Annotated in this window: 22 protein-coding genes and 1 pseudogene; 8 read left to right on the top strand and 15 right to left on the bottom strand. The window is 35.2% G+C overall.

The genetic code is table 11. The features are described from left to right. Positions 1-274 precede the first annotated feature (274 nt). From A9G45_RS03785 to plsB, 7 genes are all read right to left on the bottom strand, one after another. Positions 275-823, bottom strand: coding sequence for a hypothetical protein (locus A9G45_RS03785; protein ID WP_065567374.1), 549 nt, complete (start codon positions 821-823; stop codon positions 275-277). Between the two features lie 535 nt (positions 824-1,358). Beyond that, the gene (locus A9G45_RS03780; RefSeq protein ID WP_065567373.1) at positions 1,359-1,727 is read right to left on the bottom strand and encodes an Imm41 family immunity protein; all 369 of its coding nucleotides are present in this window, start codon (positions 1,725-1,727) and stop codon (positions 1,359-1,361) included. A gap of 235 nt (positions 1,728-1,962) precedes the next feature. Next, complete coding sequence (locus tag A9G45_RS03775) at positions 1,963-2,364, bottom strand: hypothetical protein (protein WP_065567372.1); 402 nt, start codon at positions 2,362-2,364, stop codon at positions 1,963-1,965. 84 nt (positions 2,365-2,448) lie between these two features. After that, positions 2,449-2,769 carry a DUF7716 domain-containing protein gene (locus A9G45_RS03770; protein ID WP_065567371.1) on the bottom strand — a complete coding sequence of 107 codons (321 nt, stop codon included), beginning with the start codon at positions 2,767-2,769 and terminating at the stop codon, positions 2,449-2,451. Positions 2,770-2,892: 123 nt separating this feature from the next. After that, on the bottom strand, positions 2,893-3,171 hold the full coding sequence (locus tag A9G45_RS03765; RefSeq protein WP_065567370.1) for a hypothetical protein: 279 nt from the start codon (positions 3,169-3,171) through the stop codon (positions 2,893-2,895). A gap of 33 nt (positions 3,172-3,204) precedes the next feature. Then, on the bottom strand, positions 3,205-3,534 hold the full coding sequence (locus A9G45_RS03760) for a hypothetical protein (RefSeq protein WP_065567369.1): 330 nt from the start codon (positions 3,532-3,534) through the stop codon (positions 3,205-3,207). 77 nt (positions 3,535-3,611) lie between these two features. After that, entirely contained in the window at positions 3,612-6,038 is a 2,427-nt protein-coding gene (gene plsB / locus A9G45_RS03755; protein WP_065567368.1) for a glycerol-3-phosphate 1-O-acyltransferase PlsB, read from the bottom strand. Between the two features lie 477 nt (positions 6,039-6,515). Here plsB and dauA point away from each other — a divergent pair, with 477 nt between their 5' ends. Both dauA and A9G45_RS03745 read left to right on the top strand, forming a co-directional pair. Then, entirely contained in the window at positions 6,516-8,189 is a 1,674-nt protein-coding gene (dauA, locus tag A9G45_RS03750; RefSeq protein ID WP_065567367.1) for a C4-dicarboxylic acid transporter DauA, read from the top strand. Positions 8,190-8,377: 188 nt separating this feature from the next. Then, on the top strand, positions 8,378-8,932 hold the full coding sequence (locus tag A9G45_RS03745) for an HdeD family acid-resistance protein (RefSeq protein ID WP_065567366.1): 555 nt from the start codon (positions 8,378-8,380) through the stop codon (positions 8,930-8,932). Between the two features lie 482 nt (positions 8,933-9,414). Here the strand turns inward: A9G45_RS03745 and rsgA are convergent, their stop codons facing one another. Further along, complete coding sequence (rsgA, locus tag A9G45_RS03740) at positions 9,415-10,443, bottom strand: small ribosomal subunit biogenesis GTPase RsgA (RefSeq protein WP_065567365.1); 1,029 nt, start codon at positions 10,441-10,443, stop codon at positions 9,415-9,417. A 79-nt stretch (positions 10,444-10,522) separates the two neighbouring features. Between rsgA and orn the strand changes: the two genes are divergently transcribed. From orn to A9G45_RS03715, 5 genes are all read left to right on the top strand, one after another. Further along, positions 10,523-11,086 carry an oligoribonuclease gene (orn, locus tag A9G45_RS03735; protein ID WP_065567364.1) on the top strand — a complete coding sequence of 188 codons (564 nt, stop codon included), beginning with the start codon at positions 10,523-10,525 and terminating at the stop codon, positions 11,084-11,086. Positions 11,087-11,095: 9 nt separating this feature from the next. Beyond that, positions 11,096-12,367 (top strand): lipid IV(A) 3-deoxy-D-manno-octulosonic acid transferase, encoded by a 1,272-nt coding sequence (gene waaA, locus A9G45_RS03730; RefSeq protein ID WP_065567455.1) that lies wholly within the window; start codon positions 11,096-11,098, stop codon positions 12,365-12,367. Positions 12,368-12,376: 9 nt separating this feature from the next. Continuing rightward, the gene (hemH, locus tag A9G45_RS03725; protein WP_065567363.1) at positions 12,377-13,357 is read left to right on the top strand and encodes a ferrochelatase; all 981 of its coding nucleotides are present in this window, start codon (positions 12,377-12,379) and stop codon (positions 13,355-13,357) included. 200 nt (positions 13,358-13,557) lie between these two features. Then, positions 13,558-14,889 carry a CoA-disulfide reductase gene (locus A9G45_RS03720; RefSeq protein ID WP_065567362.1) on the top strand — a complete coding sequence of 444 codons (1,332 nt, stop codon included), beginning with the start codon at positions 13,558-13,560 and terminating at the stop codon, positions 14,887-14,889. 83 nt (positions 14,890-14,972) lie between these two features. After that, complete coding sequence (locus A9G45_RS03715) at positions 14,973-16,394, top strand: cation:dicarboxylate symporter family transporter (protein WP_065567361.1); 1,422 nt, start codon at positions 14,973-14,975, stop codon at positions 16,392-16,394. A gap of 73 nt (positions 16,395-16,467) precedes the next feature. Here A9G45_RS03715 and galU read toward each other — a convergent pair whose 3' ends face one another. The 6 genes and pseudogenes from galU to A9G45_RS03690 all read right to left on the bottom strand — a co-directional run bounded on the left by galU (position 16,468) and on the right by A9G45_RS03690 (position 20,393). Then, complete coding sequence (galU, locus tag A9G45_RS03710) at positions 16,468-17,382, bottom strand: UTP--glucose-1-phosphate uridylyltransferase GalU (protein WP_065567360.1); 915 nt, start codon at positions 17,380-17,382, stop codon at positions 16,468-16,470. A gap of 9 nt (positions 17,383-17,391) precedes the next feature. Next, a pseudogene (locus A9G45_RS14920) lies at positions 17,392-17,535 on the bottom strand (hypothetical protein); the annotation flags it as partial. 271 nt (positions 17,536-17,806) lie between these two features. Next, the gene (locus A9G45_RS03705) at positions 17,807-18,310 is read right to left on the bottom strand and encodes a hypothetical protein (RefSeq protein ID WP_065567359.1); all 504 of its coding nucleotides are present in this window, start codon (positions 18,308-18,310) and stop codon (positions 17,807-17,809) included. 58 nt (positions 18,311-18,368) lie between these two features. After that, positions 18,369-18,518, bottom strand: a complete 150-nt coding sequence (locus A9G45_RS03700) for an entericidin A/B family lipoprotein (RefSeq protein ID WP_081295683.1) — start codon at positions 18,516-18,518, stop codon at positions 18,369-18,371. Between the two features lie 26 nt (positions 18,519-18,544). Next, positions 18,545-19,738 (bottom strand): amino acid aminotransferase, encoded by a 1,194-nt coding sequence (locus A9G45_RS03695; RefSeq protein WP_065567358.1) that lies wholly within the window; start codon positions 19,736-19,738, stop codon positions 18,545-18,547. Positions 19,739-20,009: 271 nt separating this feature from the next. Further along, on the bottom strand, positions 20,010-20,393 hold the full coding sequence (locus A9G45_RS03690; protein ID WP_065567357.1) for a RidA family protein: 384 nt from the start codon (positions 20,391-20,393) through the stop codon (positions 20,010-20,012). 191 nt (positions 20,394-20,584) lie between these two features. Here A9G45_RS03690 and ffh point away from each other — a divergent pair, with 191 nt between their 5' ends. After that, positions 20,585-21,955: a signal recognition particle protein gene (gene ffh / locus A9G45_RS03685; RefSeq protein WP_065567356.1), complete on the top strand. Its 1,371-nt coding sequence runs from the start codon at positions 20,585-20,587 to the stop codon at positions 21,953-21,955. A 101-nt stretch (positions 21,956-22,056) separates the two neighbouring features. Here the strand turns inward: ffh and A9G45_RS03680 are convergent, their stop codons facing one another. Beyond that, positions 22,057-22,752: an EamA family transporter gene (locus tag A9G45_RS03680; RefSeq protein WP_218057022.1), complete on the bottom strand. Its 696-nt coding sequence runs from the start codon at positions 22,750-22,752 to the stop codon at positions 22,057-22,059. Between the last annotated feature and the right edge of the window lie 214 nt (positions 22,753-22,966).

Raw genomic sequence — 22,966 nt, 5'->3', positions numbered from 1 at the left:
TATGTCAAAAAATAAGCTCATGCTCGTTTTAATTGCCGAAAAGATGAAAAGGAAATCATATTGATATAAATAAGTTGTAGGTAAAATATACACCTTAATTTGACAAGCTTTCGATTTGATTATGACAAGTTAAAAATATTAACTAAATGGTTTAGTCAGATCTTTCTTTCGTGCATCCCTATCTAATAATGGGCACTTTAGCAGTGTTTTAAGTGGATATAGTTAAGTCACAGCACCTAATTAGTAATGCATATTAGATTATTGCTTATTAATATTAAAAATAAGAATAAGGTTTGGCAATTTTGCGCTTTTTAGGCTTTTTCTTTTTTTGTGGCTTAAGCTGCCAGCTGGAATTATCCGCTACGTAAATTTCATTTAGCTTTAAATCATAGGGGATGTCTTTTAGCGTGTCGGCAATTTCGTCATAAGGCGAGGGTAACGTAAAATATAAGCCATAATCGTTATCAACAATCAGTGTGCCATATACAATCTTCTGAAATTTGCTCAAAGAGCATAGCTCTTCCATGGTAATACCAGCATATAATTCATTTTTATATTGATTTTGGTATTTACCTAGGTAGTTTTGGTTGCATCCTATGCCAATGATATCGCCATCAAATGTGGTTGTTAGCGTCAATGTATCATCATTTAATGAATAGAAACTCTGTCTAGTCATCTCACCCATTGAAAAATGAAGCTCGTGTTCTTGGTAGTTAACATCAAAATATTGATACATTTCATCGAGATAAGAAAGAATGTTATCACCAATTTGAATATTAGCCATTGATTTATAACTAATAATATCAGCAGTAAAATCAATCATTGATTACCATCCTGACGTTTGCACATTGCTGTCTCATTTTTTGCTATCAGTTTGATTGTTTATCGACATAATTATCAAAACCAGTCAGCCAGATAAATTGTATATTGTACAGTTTGCCTCAATTTATGTCATTCATGATAAAATTGATAGAGCTATGGGGATGAGTGGATAGTAATCTAAGTATGACTAATCGCTAGTAACGCGTAATAGTTTGGCATTTTTCTGACGCAGTTTAGTGATGAGCTGTTGTAATTCATCTTGAAAATCATCGATTTGTTGGGTGATTTGCATCAAATCTGCTATTAATGTTGTTAGCTCGTTGCTATTAAAAACGGCATCAGTTTTGTAATAATCACTGATTTTTTTAATTGTTTAAAGCTACGCCAATTTGTTGATTTGCTAAATATTTTACTATGTAGCTCTTCGTTCATAACAAATTGTACCTGCCGTTGATTATCAAAGTGGATAATAAAATCTAATCCCATTTGTTTAAATACCTTATTTAGCTGGTCATGTAAGTGATTATTTTATGCGTTTATAAGATGATTTGTTGTGTGATTAATCTGATTTTATCATAATAGTCAGATATGTCATTGGTGGTTAGTTCATCGCCATAATTGCTGATATGAAAGTAATCATGCTCAGCATGATGGCAATAAAATGAAAATAGTGTATATTCAAAAATCAGTAAAATGCCTTTTACTACCTCGTTATAATTATTCGTTTTTCCTAACTGTTGATAGGCTTTTGCTAAGGCTTGGCAATTATTTAATAGTTGATTAAATGTTGATTTATCAAAAAAACTTAGTTCATGCAATTGATACAAAAATGATTGTTCATCTTCTGCTTGGGCTTGATGGATTATGGCGTTTTCCAATTGAGTGATGTTTTGTATATGGCTCATTTTCTATTGGCTTTTCTATTTATTGTTTATCTACCTTCACTTATAGTTTACTTATAAATGATACTCTAAAGTTTAATCCCAAATTATGCAGTTTTAAATTATCAAATAATAGTAGCTAATCATATACTTTAATTAAATTTTTTTAGTCTTCATTATTGGGTAATGTCCATTTATATCAGTCGGCCTTTAGTGAAAGTTGTTAAGTTACTTAAATCATTTTCGTGGGTTAAGCTATTTAGTTGCTTTGGGTCAGCAAGCTAATATGTGATGTAATACATGACAATAATTCTATGAAAATTTTGTCGAAGATTGCCAGCTCAAAATCATCTAGATCGTTTTGGTATTTCATTACATTATCGATACCATAATTTGAATAAACGGTGCAAGTGGCATGTATTATACCCTCTGTGATTTGAATATTGATGATATCGTTATCAAATAGCTCAATGCCGTTAATTGATAATTTGAAGCGAAGATAAATTCGGTGTTTTAAGATATCAATATGTACATAGCTAGCCATATTATGTACTGTAAATTGATCAGCAATATTGGTTTGTAATAAAATGCCTAATTGATTAAGTTGAGTTGATAAATGTGATATCAATTCGATCACTTTTTTATTAGAAGACATCACCATGCTTAAATGCTATAACATAATTTATGTGCTAGTACTATTTGTGTTAAACAAGCATATTGTGTAAAAAACATATGCCATTTATGTTTAATCAGCATATTGTAAAAAAGCGTCATTTTCAATATAGAAAATAAAAGAGTTAAATAAATCTTCTAATGTTGGATTACCTAATTCATTGTTAGCAACTTCAATAATATCTTCAATATCGGCTTTTTCTAGCGTTGGGATCCAGTCTTCTTCTATTGCTTTTTGGGAAAGACCTGAATCAAAATTATTTAACGCATCATCATCCAAAAACCGACCTTGTGTATCAAGTGTCCAAGAGGAGTGATCAGCAGGAAGATAAAAAAAATGATTTGGCATATCCTTTATGTTAGAAAGCACATCACGTATAGCGATAAAATCCATAAATTCCTCCTAAATAACTTGCATGATATTGTTGCGTTTGTAATAAGCATTTGTAATAAATACGCATTAGTTTAATGCAACTTGAGGTAAGTGTCATTATGGCTAAATAAATAATTTATTCATTTAATCACCATCAGCAAGAATTATTTCATCCTCACTGGATGCTTGCTTAAATAGCAAAACGAGTTTTTGGATCTCGCTGTCATTATGCTGATGTAACAAATTGATTAATATTTTTTGATGGTCTGGATAGATTCTTGTTTGGCCATAAGGATCAATCATAATGCCAGTTTTTTGTCTTAAATAAGTAAAAGCGTGATCAAGCAATTGGGCTTTTTTATCATTTAAAACCAGAGATGATTTACTGCCATCTTGATCCGATAAATAGGAAAAATCTAACATATTTTATATTTCCTAGCGTAGATAATATGTTGATTAATAAAAATTACATAAATCAATAATATATTGAGGCACATTTTTACGATAACAAATGCTCTTTTTTAAACCCATAGAGCCTTGCTTTGCACATTTTAGCAGATCATCATCACGAATAATAAAAGTACTATCTTCAAGAAAAATATCAATGACAGCTTCGGCAAATGAATTTGGAATATAGTTTAGAGCAAGATTAAAAATACGGTTTTTAGCTTCATTATTTTCTAATAATGATTCAATGATAACCGATGCATTTTGCTGCCATTTGTTAGCCAACAAGATAAAATCTTGCTCATTGATTGTTTCTTGCAGAATGATGTTAACTACCATGTTATAGCCTTTAGCTTACAATGAACAAATAATATTGCACTTCATTAAAATTATCTCCGAATTAGCGTATTTTTGAATTATTTGATTAATGGGTTTATATCATCGATAGTTTGCATTACTCTAGTTGTAATTAAAGGCTTAAGTGTTTTGTTCATCGTTTCAATTTTAGCTAAGTTTGAGCCATTTTTATCATCTAAATAACCTTGCTCTCTTAGTGATGCAACTAATGTGGAAAATACGCCTTTATCAAAAAATTCAGGGGCATTAATACCATGTAAAATGGATAATCGTTCGGCAATGAGTCGAGCCTCTTTTTCTAGTGTTGCACGGCTAATTGTTGGATCTTTTTGCAATAAAGAAAATGCAATAGCATAACGTTGCAATGTATCTTTAGATGATGAAGCAATTAATTGTAATTCCGACATTTTTAAGTAATTTAGTGTTAATTTATCTGGCGAATAACAAATTAGGTTTAATTCGGCATAGATTTTAATAATTTTATCTACATATTCAGTGAGTTGTTCATCATTGTGATAAACAAATAGCTCTGATTTGATTAACGGAAAAAGTCGTTTTACTTGTTCTAAAACTTCATCCGATGAAATCCGGTTATGTTTGAGTAAAATTCTGGCCACAATAGCTGGAATAATCAGTAAATGCTGAATATTATTACGATAATAAGTCATTAAAACCGCTTGTTCGTTAGTTAAACCAACAATTTCGCCAGCTTCGTCTGTGGTAATAACAAATTTGCCCATTTCTTTGGCATGCTCAAACAATTCTTCTGGCGTTTGTTCTGGAATGGTTATCAACTCTGAATAAGGAATATTTTTTAATAATTTTAACAAATAATCAATCAGTTCAATTAATCTAACTTTCGTTAATGCACGTTGATCTGCCGCTAATAATATTGAACAGCATAAGTTCATTGCATTGATTGCAGCTGAAGAGTTGATGTGCTCCATAATTTGTTTAGCAAGTAAATTGGTTGTTGGTGTTAACCATTGCGGGCGTTGAGTACCAGTCGGTTCGATTGCATCTCGCCATTCTGGAACTTGTTGATTTAAAAACTGATTTAACGGTATTGGTTGACCAAAATTCACATAGCCAAATCCCAATTTTTTTAATTTTAAAAATGCTTTTAGAGTACGCCACAAGCTTTCTTTTTCTTTCTTTGCTCCTCGTAACTCATTGGCGTAGGTAGCGACCTCTAACACATGCTCATAACCAATATAAACAGGAACAACGGTAATGGGTCTTGCATCACCACGTAATAATGTTTGAATTGTCATCATTAACATACCTGTTTTAGGATCGAGTAATCTACCTGTACGAGATCGTCCACCTTCAACAAAATATTCAACAGCATAACCACGGATAAAAAGTTCCGCTAAATATTCTCGAAAAACTGATGTATAAAGTTTATTACCTCGGAATGAACGGCGAATAAAAAAGGCGCCTAATCGCCTAAAAATAGGTCCTGCTGGCCAAAAGTTCAAGTTAATGCCAGCAGCAATATGAGGAGGAACTAATCCTTGTCGATAAAGCACATAAGAGAGTAATAGATAATCCATATGGCTGCGGTGGCAAGGAGCATAGACAATTTCATGCCCATTTTGGGCTAGCTCTCGAACAGGATCGGCATTAGTGACTTTAAGACCTTGATAAAGCCTATTCCACGCCCAGGTCAGCACAAAATCGGTTATTCGTAGCATACGATAAGAAAAATTAGCGGCAATTTCATTTAAAATCGCTAATGCGTTTTTCTTTGCTTTATCAAGGTCAATATTTTTACTTTTTGCTTCTTCTTGTATTGCTTCGCTAATTACTTGCTTTTTTAGTAAGTTATTTAGCATCGCTTGACGAACAGGAAGCTTAGGTCCGATGGATGCCATACGTTGTTTGGCGAAATGGATGCGTGCAACGCGTGCTAGTTTATGCGCTAAAATAGGAAGATCTTGCTGTTTATCAACATGAATATCTTTAAATGAAACTGTACGAGAAAATCGAGTATAACAATCTCTGCCTGACGTGATGATTTTTAAAAATTTGCTAGTTGCGCCAAGTACCTGTAATGATAGTTTTTTCTTCCCTTCGATATCAGGCTTGCGACCAAACATAACCGAAACAGGTAACATTTGGACATCAAGATCATGATTTTGTTGATGTGCTGAAATATAATCTCTTAAAATTTCAATTGCTTTATTTTTTTGTTGGTTAGAGGCAAAAATACCAGGTCCTTTATCAATATAGATGTAAGCAGGAATGTTTTTACCATTGATATCTAAGCCAGCTAGTGGATCTGGTAAATTATATTGCAAACAAAGCGATCGCAACACCATCAAATCGATTTGAGAGTTATAAGGTAAGACATATAAAATTGGTTTATCGGTATCAAGGTCTAATTCTATTATTGGATCGGTAGGAACAGGTTTACTTTTCACAAAAAGTTTCACCAAGATTTGGATAAGAAAAAAATAAGCTTTAGCCCACCAAGAAAACATAAAAAATAAACCTCATACCTTTGTGTTATTGATATACTTAACTGACATTAATTGTTTACCCATCAACCCACCACAAGCAAGTATTTTGCTTGTAAACAGACATAGTGCTCTTTTGGGGCATCAAGATAAGCAATGAATTAAGTATATACTGTTATCGTTCAATCGTTAGCAAATTTGCACAATCTTTAGACTATATGATTTAAAATCCACTAAAAAATAAGATGATAACGATATAGTAACATGATAGTCATATTATATCGGTTTAATGCTATCAACGCCACGAATGTAACAGGCTTTTATTTCCAATGCTGATTTTTATAAGTAAATTTTTATCTTTGATTTTTTTCTCAAGTTACTGAGTATAGCCTATCTAATTTATAAAAAAGATGATTATTTTTGTAACACTCTTTTATTTTTTGTAAAAAAGATTATCTTATTAAGCATCTCAAACAATTCCCCATAAGTCTATTAAACACAATGAAATTATATAGCCTTTCTCGTACCAAAATTAGCATTGCATTTATATCAGCATGTATAACGACCCCTTATAATACAACTCGTTTTATCAAGGATTTGATTGCTGGAATTACGGTTGGTATTATTGCTATCCCTTTAGCAATGGCATTAGCAATTGCAAGTGGCGTGCCACCGCAGCATGGGCTATATACCGCAATTATAGCAGGCTTTATTATTGCATTAACGGGTGGTTCTCGCTTTAGTGTTTCTGGCCCTACTGCCGCATTTGTCGTTATTTTGTACCCCGTATCATTACAATATGGATTATCAGGATTACTCATTGCAACACTACTATCTGGCATATTTCTTATATTAATGGGAATAATTCGCTTAGGTAGATTAATCGAATATATACCATTACCTGTTGTATTAGGCTTCACATCCGGTATTGCTATCACGATAGCAACTATGCAAATTAAAGATTTTTTTGGCTTGCAGCTCGAACATATGCCAGAAAGTTATATTAGTAAAGTGATTGAGCTAACTAAAGCACTACCTACCATCAATATAGCAGACACCTTAGTCGGAGCTGTAACACTAATAGTATTAATTATGTGGCCAAGGCTTAAATTAAGAATATCTGGCCACTTACCTGCACTCGTTGCCGGTATTATAGTCATGTTTATCTTTAATCAATTTGGCTATCAAATTGAAACAATTGGTTCACGTTTTACCTATACATTAGCCGATAATACCCTAGGGCATGGTATACCCTCTGTGCTACCAGAATTTGCTTTACCTTGGCAACATACTGATTTTAAATGGGATTGGTCAACACTTAGCGCTTTATTACCGATTTCACTTACCATGGCGATGTTGTGCGCTATAGAATCGTTATTGTGTGCAGTGGTATTAGATGAAATGACGCATACCAAACATCATTCAAATAGTGAACTCATTGGCCAAGGGTTAGGTAATATTATTGCGCCGTTTTTTGGTGGAATTTCAGCAACTGCTGCTATCGCGCGGTCGGCAGCTAATGTCAAAGCGGGAGCAACTTCACCGATTGCGGCGGTGTTACATGCCTTGGTTGTTTTACTGGCACTTATCTGTTTTGCGCCAGCATTATCATTTATTCCACTTTCGGCTATGTCTGCGCTATTACTTATCGTGGCATGGAATATGAGTGCGGTTCAACGTGTTATTTATATTATCAAATGTGCACCTAAAGACGATATTTTAATTATGTTGCTTTGTATGTCACTAACCGTACTATTTGATATGGTGATAGCTATTACATTGGGAATCGTGCTTGCATCAATTCTATTTATGCGCAGAATAGCCCGAATGACGCGTTTAGTTGAACTTAATCGCAGTAATGACAAAACTTTAGTACTTCGTATTAATGGGCCGCTGTTTTTTGCTGCTGCTGAACGTACCTTTTTAGAAATTTATCAAAAGATTAATGGATATCAACACATAATACTACAATGGGATGCGGTACCCATACTTGATGCTGGTGGGCTTAATGCTTTAATACATTTTATTGATGAGTTGCCTGAAAATGTTGATTTATCAATCTGTGAGTTACAATTTCAGCCATTAAAAACATTAGCTAGAGCTAAAATTGTTCCTATTTCTAACAAACTCATGTTCTATTCAACATTAGACGAAGCACTGAAAGATAAAGATTAATTGTAAATTTAGTTTTATTATATTGTCTAATTTATATGCACAGTAATTGTTTTGATAAAACAATTACTGTGCAATGAATTGTATCACAGCCTTTCTTTTCACTGATTAATCACTTGTGACAAAACCACCTGTCTTAAAAGTGATTTTAATTTCAAACCCAAATTTAACTTATAAAATAGGAAAGTAATATGATATCTAACCAAAATAATTTTTACGGTCTTAAACAAAAATCAAACTGGTTTATTTTAGTGGGTGTTATTTTAATTATATTAGGAGGCTTCGCATTAGGTTATCAGTTCATTGCAACTGTTTTTTCGGTCTATGTTATTGGTTCATTAATTTTGATCGCTGGTATTATCCAAGCACTACATTCATTTCAGGTTAAACGTTTCGGTCAATCTGCACTATGGGCTGTAATGGGGGTACTATACATTTTTATTGGTTTAATGTCATTTTTCCAACCTGTTACCGTTTCATCCGCTTTAACTTTAGTGGTTTCCTTTTTATTAATTATGAGTGGTTTTACGCAAATATTTGCTGCTATGAATAACCGTGATTTACCTCGTTGGGGGTGGATACTCACATCAGGTATTATCACCCTCATTTTAGGATTTATGATTATCACTGGTTGGCCATACGACAGCCTTTACGTTTTAGGTATGTTTTTAGGTATTGATCTTATTTTCCAAGGTTGGGCATATGTCGCTATTGGTTTTGCTTTAAAGACCATCAATAGTAAATAGGTTCATTCACTGCTCACAATCAAGCTATTTGCCATTAGCGGTGGCCACTGATTGTGAGCAGATCAATGTTTAATGTCGTTTAGGTTTTTAGTTTTTTAATTTTTGGTTAAAGCATTAATTTTTATTTAAAATAGTTAAATATTTAGAGCGTTACATGCAAAAACAATCTCTTATGACGACCTTTTCATATTTTAAGCAGGCAATTTACTTTAGGTATTGGCGCATTCCCATACAAAATAGCGACAATAATCACTTTCAGTAGGTATACAAATTGCGAATATACAAATTGTATGCATACTACCCTTAAAAATCATTCAGAAAAGCCATTGATTTTATTGAAGTTTTTTGCTTGGTTTAACTAGTCTACGCTGTTACAACCTAGTAACCCACTTATTTATAAGTAGATGATTTTTTAATTATATTTAGTTTTTTTTGCATATTTTAATGCCAGCAAAAGCGTTGCTATTGTAAAAAATAGCTAATTATTTATAGCTTTTGTTGGTTTTCGCTTTTACTTCTTGCATTGTTTGTAAAATTCGATGATAGTTGGCAAGCCTGGATGGTGCAATATTACCGTCTTGCACGGCTTTTTGTAGCAAACAACCTGGCGTATCAAAGTGATTACAATCACGAAAATGGCAACCGCCAAGATAGTTATCGAATTCTTTAAAGCCACTTATCACTTGTTCAGGCTCTAGATGCCATAAGCCAAATTCACGTATTCCTGGTGAATCAATAATATCGCCACCATTGGGTAAATGATAGAGCCTTGACGAGGTTGTTGTATGTTGCCCAAGACCAGATATTTCTGAAATACCACCAGTCATCGCCGATTGTGATTGATGAGGTAATAGCAAATTTATAATGCTTGATTTACCCACACCAGACTGACCAACTAAAATTGAAACTTTACCTTGCAAGATATCTTGTAATACCGCAATACCTTGTTGAGGTTGGCATGAAACATACAACACTTGATAACCAATACGAGTATAAATCGCCAATTGTTTTTCAACCTCAGCGCGTTGCTGATCATTGAGTAAATCAATTTTGTTTAAAACAATAATAGGTTGTATATCAGTACTTTCACAAGCGACTAAATAGCGATCGATAATATTAAGTGATAACTCTGGCAAAACAGCGGAAATAATCACGATTTGATCAACATTAGCTGCAACAGGTTTTACCCCATCATAAAAATCAGGTCGAACAAGTTCAGAATGCCTAGGGTGAACGGCTTCAATAATACCGTTGGTGTTTGGCTCTAAACTTTCACGCCACACCACTTTATCACCTGTCACTAACGAAGGTAACGTACGTCGAATACTACACCGATAAATAAGCCCACCACTATCTTCAACATCAGCCGATTTACCAAAACGGCTTACCACCACACCATCACGAGGTGATGAAAAACTTGCTAGGTTTTCATCTTGCCTTATGGCTAATCGTTGTTGATGTTTTGCCGCCACACGTCTTTTTTGATTATTGGAAAGTCGATTTTTTGCCATAGTACTCATTTTTTGCTAAAACAGATTGTCAGTTATGCTACACTACTGCGTATCAAAAAGAAAATTTCTATCAAAAATTATGAACAACCAACCACAAATTAACAGTAGTCATCTTATTTGGATCGATCTTGAAATGACGGGGCTTAATCCAATAACCGATCGTATTATTGAAATTGCAACTATTGTGACTGATTCTAACTTAACTATTCTTGCTGAAGGACCTGTAATTGCGGTTCATCAATCTGATGAGCAATTAGCATTGATGGATGAGTGGAACCAAAACACCCACGGTAAATCAGGATTAATTGAACGTGTTCGAAAAAGCACTATCACTGAACAACAAGCCGAACAGCAGACTATCGAATTTTTAAAACAGTGGGTACCTGAAAACTGCTCACCTATTTGCGGTAATACCATTGGTCAAGATCGCCGTTTTTTATTCAACTACATGCCTAATTTAGAAAGCTATTTTCATTATCGCTATTTAGATGTCAGTACCATCAAAGAATTAGCCAAACGTTGGAAGCCTGAAATATTAAAAGGAATTAGCAAACAGAGCTCACACCAAGCGCTTGATGATATTCGTGATTCAATTGCCGAGCTGGCTTATTATCGTCAGCACTTTTTTGATCTATCAAGATAATTGATTGATATGCAAATTTTATATACCGTTTTATTATATTTGATTCAGCCCTTAGTGTGGCTAAGGTTACTTTGGCGCAGTCGTAAAGCTCCGGCTTATCGAAAGCGGTGGCGTGAGCGCTATGGTTTTTGTAAAAATAAAGTGAAAGCTAATAGTATTTTAGTGCATGCCGTATCGGTCGGTGAAACGATTGCTGCGATTCCACTCATTAAAGCGCTACAACAGCAATACCCTAATTTACCTATTACTGTTACTACCATGACGCCAACAGGATCTGAGCGAGTTAAAGCATTGCTCGGCGATAGTGTCAATCATGTATATTTACCTTATGATTTACCTTGCGCGATAAATCGTTTTTTAAAAACGACCCAGCCTAAGTTAGTTATCATTATGGAAACGGAGCTTTGGCCTAATTTTATTTGCCAGTGCCATAAACGAAATATTCCATTGGTTATTGCCAATGCTAGATTATCGCAACGCTCTGCTAACAGATATCACAAACTAGGATCGGCTATTGGTAAATTATTGTCAAAAATCAGTATAGTGGCAGCTCAAAATAAACAAGATGGCGAACGGTTTGTCGCATTGGGGTTGCCAAACGATCATTTAGCGATAACAGGTAGTATCAAATTTGACATTAATTTAACGGATCAACAGCGGCAAACAACCACAAAGCTAAAGCAACAATGGCAATTAAACCAACCTGTCTTTATCGCTGCAAGCACACATCATGGTGAAGATGAAATCATCCTAGCTGCCTTTGAACTTTTGTTAACCAAACATCCTGATTTACTATTAATTATTGTTCCTCGCCATCCAGAGCGTTTTAAAGCAGTTGAAAAATTAATTAATGATCACGGGTTAACTTATATAAACCGTAGTAGTAAGCAAGTTCCTACTAAACAAACGCAAGTCATTTTAGGCGACACAATGGGCGAGTTAGCCACGCTTTACGGTCTTGCCGATATCGCTTTCGTTGGCGGTAGTTTAGTGAAACATGGTGGGCATAACCCATTAGAGCCAGCTCTCCACCATATTCCTATCATTAGTGGCGAACATTTTTTCAATTTTAAAGTTATTTGTGAACAGCTTATTGCAGCTAAAGGGATGATCATTTGTGATAGCTCCCCAGCTTCCCTTTATTCAGCAATTAATGATCTTTTAGAAAATAACACCAATCGTAAACAGATTGGCGAAAATGCTTATCAAGTATTAAAACAAAATCAAGGCGCACTAGGTAGGCTTCTTGATGTTATCAACCCTTATTTTTGTGTCAAATAAGGCTCGCTTATGGACAAAAAACAAGGATTATTGCTAGTTAATCTAGGCACACCAAATGCGGCAACGCCAGATGCAATAAAGCAGTATCTAACCGAGTTTTTGCTTGATCGGCATGTAGTTGATTTGCCAAAACTGCTTTGGTATCCAATTTTAAAGTACCGCGTAATACCTAAACGAGTGCCTTATATTATTAATCATTACCAAAAAATCTGGATAAATAACGCCTCGCCTTTATTGCATTATAGCCGATTATTATGTGATAAATTACAACACCATTTACCTAATATTCAATGTGAATTAGCCATGACTTATGGCGATCCCAATTTGCAATCTGCGTTAAATAACCTGCGATCATGCACAAAAATTACAGTATTACCTCTCTTTCCACAATATTCAACAACCACTACACTCGCAGTACTTGATAAAATCAAGCAAATTATAACTTCGCTCAATATCATTGATCATATTGACTATATTCGAGATTATGCCGATCATCGAAGCTATATCAATGCACTTTATCTACAAATTAAACAGGCTTTTCACCACCAAGGCGAACCTGACGTGCTTGTGCTTTCTTATCATGGCATTCCTGAGCGTTATATCCATAACCGCAATGATGATTATATACAACGTTGCGAAATGACCACGCAGTTATTAGTCAAAAAATGTCGAGAAAATGGTATAAATATCCCCATTCAAATGGCTTATCAATCCAAATTTGGCAAAGGTAAATGGGTTACACCAAGCACCAGTAGCACACTACAAATTTTAGCTCAAAGAGGCGTTAAAAATGTGCAAGTCATCTGCCCAGGATTTTCGGTAGACTGTATTGAGACCATTTACGAAATTGACGAAGAAAATCGAGAAGTTTTTTTAAATGCAGGTGGCAAAAACTTTTATTATATTCCTGCATTAAATGACACTCATTTACAGATTAATTTAATTATAGATTTAATAAATTATATTCAACCAGTTAAACTTAAAAACTGATATTCAAAAACACAGTAACTTGAAACGTTTTTACAACATAATACGATTAATAAAATAAAAAAGCAGATATCTTTCAAATAATTCAAATTTTAAACTAACAAATATTAAAACCAAGCAGTTATCTATCACCCGTATGATTGATAACGTATGATAAGCTAGTATTGAATAATTCTGTTTTTGAGCACTAAGGAGAAAATTAAGTGAAAATAATCATCATTGGCGCTCAAGCCGCAGGCGCAAGTGCTGCGGCAAAAGCCAAAAGAACAAACCCTGAAGCCACCATCCGTATTTATGAAAAATCGGATATTGTATCGTTTGGTGCTTGTGGGTTACCTTATTTCATTGGTAACCACTTTACTGATGCCAATGAAATGATATCCAGAACACCAGCACAATTCCAAAAAGATGGCATTGAAATCAAGACACAACATGAAGTTATTGCACTTGATGTTAATCAAAAAAAATTAACCATTAAAGATCTCAATACAGGCAATTGCTTTGATGATAACTACGATAAACTACTACTCGCGGTTGGTGCTAGCCCCATTATTCCGCCTTTTAAAAATAATCAATTAAAAAATATCTTCACCTTACGCGATCTACATGATGGGCTAGCAATCAAACAAGCGTTAACCAATCCAAATACCCAAAATGTTATTGTTGTTGGTGCTGGGTATATTGGGCTTGAAATAGCCGAATCACTCGTTGCCCTACAAAAAAAAGTTAAACTTATTCAGCTAGATGATAGAATTCTTGTTGATGCTTTTGATGAGCAAATTACCGAATTGATAGAAGAAAACATCAAACAACATTGTGACCTACACTTACAAGAACGCGTGTTAGGCTTTGAAGGGGCTCATACAGTCACTCATGTGGTTACCGATAAATCACAATACCCAGCAGATGTTGTTATCATTGCAACAGGTGTAAAACCCAATAGTGCTATCTATAAAAACATGGGGATCAACACACTTGAAAACGGCGCAGTCATAACGAATCGCTTTGGGCAAACCAATATTACTGACATCTACGCCGCTGGAGATTGTGCCGCACTTCACCATAGAATTAGCCAATCAATGGTGTATATTCCGCTTGCTACAGGCGCAAACAAGCTTGGTAAAATCGCAGGCGAAAATTTAGGCGGAGGGCATAATGAATACCCCGGTACTATTGGCACATCAGCCCTAAAGGTTTTTGATGTTGAGGCAGGGCGAGCTGGTTTAACCGAAAGCGAAGCAAAAAAAGCCAAAATTCCTTATAAAACTGTAATGGTTAAAGATAAAAACCATAGCAACTATGTTGCTGGGCAAACAAGTGTAACAGCAAAACTGATTTACCATGTCGATACTCGCGAGATTTTAGGAGGGCAAATAGTTGGTGGAAGTGGTGCGGCATTAAGAGTAAATACGTTAGCAACTGCAATATGGGCAAATTTAAAAATTGATGAGTTTGCCATGATGGATTTTTTGTATGCGCCACCATTTTCAAGACCATGGGATATTTTAAATATTGCCGGATCTATAGCAAAATAAAAATACTTGCTTATCTATATAAGCAATATTATTAAAGGTCGATTTTTAACCATATAATTGAATTATCAAAAGAGAGGCTAATTATGCCAGGTGCCATTTTTCAGGGAGCTTTTTTTGAAAAGTTCTTAGTAATTACCCATTATCAAACGCTCATTAGTATTGGACTATTACTTATTTGTTTTTTTGCGGTGATGAAACCGCTACAAGATAAAAAAGTTAATTTTTCAATTCGCATGTTAGTTGGTCTAATACTTGGTGCAGTGCTTGGCTTAGGGATCCAAGCTGTAGCAGGATTCCCAGATATATCAACAATCTGGATGCAGGAAACCGCAACATGGTATGGGCTTTTTGGTCGTGCTTTTATTGCCTTTATCCGAATGTTAGTGATACCACTCATTTTTGTTTCTATTGTTAAAGTCATCATCGATTTTTCTGGTAAAAAAAATCTACCGCAAATCGCATTTAGAGGGATTTTTTGGTTGCTGTTTACAACAGCTATTGCCTGTATAGTCGGTATTTTGTTAGCGAATCTATTTGCCTTAGGTACAATGAGCTCAAACTCTGTACATCAAGCTCACGCAAAACAATACACCAATATTATTGATACCTTTATCAATCTAATACCTAGCAATATTATTGCATCAATGGTAAACGAAAACATTGTGGGCTTAGTCATTTTTTCTGCCTTAATGGGGCTTGCCGCTAATAGAATGGAAAAGAAAAACCCACAGCCCATTGCGTTATTTAAAACATTTATCGAAGCACTTTACAAAATCGTCATGTCAATTGCGATGACTGTTATTAAATACATGCCTTACGCGGTCATTGCTTTACTGGCTCGCACCATTATTTCTAATGGAATACCAGCAATTATCCAGGTTTCAAACTTTGTTGTTGCAGTCTATATTGCAACAGCGATTATGCTAATTATGCATATTACGATTGTCTTGATCCATGGTATTTCGCCAACGATGTTTATCAAAAAAGCGTTAGGAACATGGCTATTAGCCTTTACTAGTCGCTCATCAGTCGGCACATTACCTATGACTATCTCAACGTTAACCGTTCGAATGGGGGTAAATACTGGCACTGCTAATTTAGTCGGCTCGCTTGGTAGCACCATGGGAATGAATGGGTGTGCTGGCTTCTTCCCTGCTTTACTTGCCGTGATGGTAGCGCACATGGTTGGTATTGAGACTAATATCCAGTTTTATATTATGCTTGTCATTGTGGTGGTTATTGGTTCAATCGGCATCGCTGGCATTCCCGGTACAGCAACGGTTGCCGCAACGGTGGTCTTATCTGGCATGGGTATGGCTGAATACTTCCCTTTAATTGGTATGGTGTTAGCTATCGATCCAATTATCGATATGGCACGAACTTTAGCCAATGTATCTGGTGCAATGACAGCGGCTGTTGTAACTGATCGAGAAGTAGGGCTTATGAATATGACCGTGTATAACGATCCTAATGTTACTTTTGAAAATGAGCCGTCAGAAAGCTAATACAAAAAGTAAACTATATAACCGAAAGGGCGCAAACAGTACCCTTTTCGGTTTCGAGTCTATCCTAATAAAATTAAATGGTTTTTAACCACGCTTTAACATCGCTACCTAAACTTTTGTGGCGCATTGCGTATTGCACAAATGTTTGTATGTAGCCCAGTTTATTACCACAGTCATGGCTACGGCCTTTAATGCAATAAGCATCAACATTGTCTTCTTCAAGTAACATGGCAATGGCATCAGTTAACTGAATTTCACCACCAGCACCTAATGGTGTTTTAGCAAGTAACGGCCAAATCTTTTCAGATAGAACATAACGCCCGACCACAGATTGGTTTGATGGTGCATCTTCAATAGAGGGTTTTTCAACAACACTATACATTTGTGCAACATTGCCTGCAGATAATACTTCACCACGGCAATCAACAATACCATAAGAAGAGACTAATTCCTTGGGCACTGGCTCAACCATGATTTGGCTATGTTTGGTTTCATGATAATTATTAATCATTGCGGCTAAATTATCGCTGGTTAAATCACTTTCATACTCATCAATAATCACATCAGGTAAAACGACAGCAAATGGTTCATCGCCCACCAAAGGATAAGCACATAACACTGCATGACCCAGCCCTTTAGCCAAACCTTGGCGAACACTGGTTATTGTGACATGTTTAGGTAAAATACCTTGTACTTCTTGCAATAACTGACGTTTAACACGAGCCTCTAACATGGCTTCTAATTCAAAACTGGTATCGAAATGGTTTTCAATTGAGTTTTTTGATGAGTGGGTTACAAAAATAATCTCAGTTATGCCAGCTGCAATACACTCTTTAACCACATATTGAATCAGTGGTTTGTCAACAACCGGAAGCATCTCTTTGGGAATTGCTTTTGTTGCAGGTAACATGCGTGTACCCAAACCAGCAACAGGAATAACGGCTTTTTTGACTTTTTTATTGGTTGAACTGTCTAAATTTAATGTCATTTTATTTCCTTAAAACAAATTAACTAATAATGGTACTACAGATACCTTGGCTGCAGTGCCATTAACATATGTGTTTTTAACTCGCATTGACTTTAATATATAAAGGATAAATATACAGGTATAAATAATCGCCTTAATAGCAACTTTCATATCAGAAAAATTAAAATTGCAATATTAAAAGGCTTAACTCTGTATTTAATAATGTGAAAACTGCATAAACAATCCTAATATTGTATAGCCACTTTAAAAAATAGCTAAAATTGGTTATGTCGCTTTCTGGATCGATTCATTGTGACTACATATCACTCGATACAATCATATCTAACGTATAAAAATAACATCAGCAAAGTGAATAAAACTTATAACTGGCCTAACTAACATTAGCAACAGACTTTTCAGCTCTATTTCCTTGACAATTTTGCTCTTATTTTATGATTGATAAATCGCTAGATTGAATTAGCGAAAGATTATCCCTGTCTTTGGCTAAAGAATCAATAGCGATATAAACGATTTGGCAATTTTGTAAAATGGCTTGTCTTACTACAAATTTGGCTTTACGATCACGTGCTTCTTTTTGCGCTTTGCTAATATAAAGATCATCATAACCATCATCGTACAGAGAAGATCTTTCAAATAAGTTAGGTGTTCGCCAGAATGTTTCTTTGGGATAATCGCGGATAAAAATTTGATCTGTTAATTTACCTTTTATTCCTGCATAACTACTCGGTAAATGTTTACCTTCTCGACTTTGGGTAATATAAACACGCTGATAAATTGGTATATTTGCAGGGAGGGGATTTAATATAAATTCAATGCCAAATAGGTTTGAGTATTGGCAATTTTCCATAGTTAAAGGTGTAGTTCGAAATTTTAACGAACCACACCCAACAAGTAAAAAAAATATCACTATAGATAAAATACGTAACATTTTTATTCTAACTATATTCCAGATGTTAGAATGTTTATAGGCATATCTATATCCTTAATTACATTTTATCACTGACTTTTTCAGCAGTATGCGAAATGGCCTTTCCACCTGATTCAACATCTTCGCCAACACCTTTAACAGTGTTACATCCAACAATAAGAGTTGTCATCGCCACACCTAACATTAGAATTAGCATTTTACGGAACATAAAATATACTCCTTTTAGTAATATGATTATTTTAATGTAGCAAATGCTTCTGCCACACGGTCGATATTATGGTGATTTAAACCCGCTACACACATTCTTCCGCTGCCCACCAAATAAACAGCAAAATTATCTTTCAATTGTGTAACTTGCTCTTTACTAAAACCGGTATAACTAAACATGCCTCGCTGTTTAACCAAATAATCAAAATTACGCTCAGGAGCAGCTTTTTTTAATAATTCAACCAGCGTAGATCGCATTGTTGCAATTCGATTTCTCATTGCATCGAGTTCTTTAAGCCATTGTGTTTTAAGTTCTGGATTATTTAAAACATAACTAACTAACTGCGCACCATAAGCTGCTGGGCTAGAGTAATTCTGGCGGACAGTTGCTTGCAACTGCCCTAATACGTGGCTAGCTACTTTACTGTTATCACATAAAACAGATAGCCCGCCAACGCGTTCACCATAAAGTGAGAATGTTTTTGAAAAGGAGTTACTGATAAATCCACACAAGCCAACATCAGCCATCTTTCTAATCGCGTAAGCATCATCGTCAATGCTTTGACCAAAACCTTGATAAGCTATGTCCATAAATGGAATAAGATTTCGTGTTTGTAAAACCGCTATCACTTTATCCCACTGTGCTTGCGTTAAATCAGCACCAGTTGGATTATGGCAACAAGGGTGTAGTAAAACAATGCTTTGGGCAGGTAATTGATTTAATGTTTCAAGCATTGCTTCAAATTTTACACCACAGGATTGTGCATCAAAGTATGGATATTTATTTACTTTAAAACCTGAGCCATTAAAAATAGCAATATGATTTTCCCATGTTGGATCACTGACCCAGACTTGCGAATTTGGAAAATAACGATATAAAAAATCTGCCCCCACCTTAAGTGCACCAGATCCGCCTAATGTTTGTATCGTTGCAATACGTTTGTTTTGATAAGCCACATGGTCGTCACCAAATAATAATGATTGAATTGCTTGGCAATAAGCGGGTAAACCACTCATCGGCAAATACAACTGAGCATCTTGGTTATGGTGATAGACATAATTGCGAGCCGTTTTAATGCATTGTAATTGAGGAACTATGCTGTTTTCATCATAATAATAACCAATACTTAAATTAGTTTTATTATCTCTACTATCATTAATAAATTCAGCTACTAATGATAAAATAGGATCCCCTGCATATGGCTCTACTTTTTCAAACATATTTACAATCCAAATTGACACAAAAAATAGTAATAAATTATTGTAGATTATTGCACCAACTAAATCAGCAATCAATCACTAAATAACAGGTTAACAATAAATAATTAAATTGATTTTTGGTTAGAAATTTGCAGCTTTTTTGCTAAAAAGAATTAAAGGTTAAAATAACTCAAAATGTAACGTTTTTTAGTGCAATTTATACTAAAACGCTTTATTTACTGAAAGTTTTTGACAAACATTAGCACCTTTTGGTGCTAATCAGATAAGTAATTTATTTAGCGGCAATAACTTCAATTTCAACTTTAGCATCTTTAGGGATTCGTGCAACTTGGACACATGAACGAGCAGGGAAAGAAGCATTATTTTCAGTAAAAAATGCTTCATATACTTCATTTACAGCGGTAAAGTCATTCATATCGGCTAAAAAAATAGTGGTTTTAACGATATTATTCACTTGATAACCTGCTTTTGTGACAATCGCTTTAACATTAGCTAAACTCTGTTTCGCTTGCTCTTTCACACAACTTGGCATTTCACCTGTTGTTGGATTTAGTGGGATTTGCCCTGAGGCAAATAACATATTACCTAAATCGACAGCTTGAACATAAGGGCCAATAGCCGCAGGTGCTTTGTCAGTGCTAATTACTTTTGCCATATTCGATTTTCTCCTTTTTAATCTATTATTTGCTTTTTTAATTATTAAAATAATCAATGTGATCTTTTTCTCTTCCCTCATTTCAACAGGAACACAATTTGGTGTCAAGTCAACGCAAAATTATGATCGTGGGACTTATGGTAATTTTCTGATATGATAATCGTAATTTTTTATTTATTACGAGAGTTAATATGTTTGAGAATTTAACCGACCGTTTATCACAGACATTCCGCAATATCAGTGGCCGTGGGCGATTATCTGAAGACAATATCAAAGATGCACTACGCGATGTACGTATGGCATTACTTGAAGCTGATGTTGCACTGCCTGTGGTTCGTGACTTTATTAATCAAGTTAAAGAAAAAGCTGTTGGCTTAGATGTCAGCAAAAGTCTTACACCTGGTCAAGAATTCATTAAAATAGTTCAAGCCGAGCTGACAAGCGCAATGGGGGAAGTCAATAGTTCACTTAATTTGGCAACCCAGCCTCCCGCTGTCATGTTAATGGCAGGATTACAAGGTGCAGGTAAAACAACCAGTGTCGCTAAACTAGCTAAATTCCTAAAAGAAAAACAAAAAAAGAAAGTGCTAGTTGTGTCTGCGGACGTTTATCGACCCGCTGCAATTAAACAGTTAGAAACACTGGCTAAAGCGATTGATGTCGAATTCTTCCCATCTGATATTACTGAAAAACCTGTTAATATTGTTAATAAAGCAATTTCCCATGCAAAATTGCAATTTTTTGATGTGCTCATTGTCGATACCGCTGGTCGTTTGCACATTGATAATGACATGATGGATGAAATCAAAGCACTACATCAAGCAATTAATCCAATTGAAACATTGTTTGTGGTTGATGCTATGACAGGGCAAGATGCAGCAAACACAGCTAAAGCATTCAACGATGCTTTACCACTCACTGGTGTGATTTTAACCAAAGTTGATGGTGATGCTCGTGGTGGGGCAGCATTATCTATTCGCCATATCACAGGTAAACCAATTAAATTTTTAGGGATGGGAGAAAAAACTGATGCGTTAGAGCCATTTTACCCAGACCGTATTGCTTCGCGAATTTTGGGGATGGGAGATGTCATCTCTTTAATTGAAGAACTACAAAGTAATGTCGATCGCGAAAAAGCTGAAAAAATTGCTAGAAAGCTAAAAAAAGGCGACAAATTTGATTTTAACGATTTTCAAGATCAACTCAAACAGATGCGTAATATGGGCGGAATGGGAGCAATGCTGGCTAAATTACCGGGTGTTGGTCAACTTCCAGATCACATCAAAGCTCAAATGGATGATAAAATTACCATAAAAATGGAAGCAATTATTGGTTCAATGACATTAAAAGAGCGCGCTAACCCTGAAATTATTAAAGGATCGCGCAAACGCCGCATTGCAAATGGTTCAGGAACTCAAGTTCAAGATGTCAATAAACTATTAAAACAGTTCGAAGATATGCAAAAAATGATGAAGAAAATGAAAGGTGGAGGCATGATGAAAATGATGCGCCAAATGAAAGGATTAATGGGCGGAGGAGGCATGGGATTCCCACCTCGTTAAATCACCATATACACTGTTTTTAGCTAAAAAATAGCTTGTCCTATCTTTAACTAAAAGTTTTCTGCAAAGATTACCGTGCTCGCAACAGCACGGTATTACCGTTAATTGCTTGGTCTAGTCGATTTAAGCTTTGTCGGTTGACTGATTGCAAGTACTGTCCCCATCGACGATATAATGATAAAAACAATTGCTAACCACTGATAGTAGGTTAATTGTTCATGTAACACAATTAGTCCAGAAAGTGCTGCAAAAACGGGCGATAAACTCATTAATGTACTAAATGTTTTAGCCGGTAATTTAGGCAAAGCCATCATATCTAACCCATAAGGAATTGCCGATGCTAATAATGAAACGACAAAAACCATCGGAATAAGTTCTAATGAAAACATGGCGCTACCAGTTTGCCAGATACCGATAGGAAATAAAAAGCACGAAGCAATAACCGACCCAATTGCGACACTTGATGAACCATGAAGGGCGCTAGCTTTACGCCCAAATAAGATATAACATGCCCAACCACTTCCTGCTAATAGCGCATATAAAATTCCAATGGGATCTAAATGGTTTGATGCTTGATGAATAGGCAAAAGCATAGCAAGGCCGACAATGGCAACACCTAACCAAATAAAATCAAGCACTTTTCGAGAAGAGCACATTGCCACTACAATAGGTCCAGTGAGTTCAATGCCAACAGCAATACCTATCGGAATTCTTGCAATCGCGTTATAAAAAGCTAAATTCATACAACCAATTGATATGCCATATAAAAAAATGTATTTCAATGCTTTTTTGGTCATGACTTTGCGCCATGGTTTAAATATCAAAACTAACAAAATTGCCGAAAAAATAACCGCCAAGCAGTCATTCCTTGAGGCCCGAGAATAGGAAACAAATATTTGGCTATAGATGCGCTACCTTGAACCGAAATCATTGAAATTAAAATAAAAAAAATAGGCAAAAATCTTCTAAGCATACAGAATTACCATAATTGAATTTTGAAATTATTGCATA

Origin of the sequence: Gilliamella sp. HK2, assembly GCF_001690265.1 — a bacterium.
Taxonomy (GTDB): domain Bacteria; phylum Pseudomonadota; class Gammaproteobacteria; order Enterobacterales; family Orbaceae; genus Gilliamella; species Gilliamella apicola_C.
The sequence above is the reverse complement of the archived record's forward strand: the minus strand, read 5'-3'. Positions and strand labels throughout refer to the sequence as shown.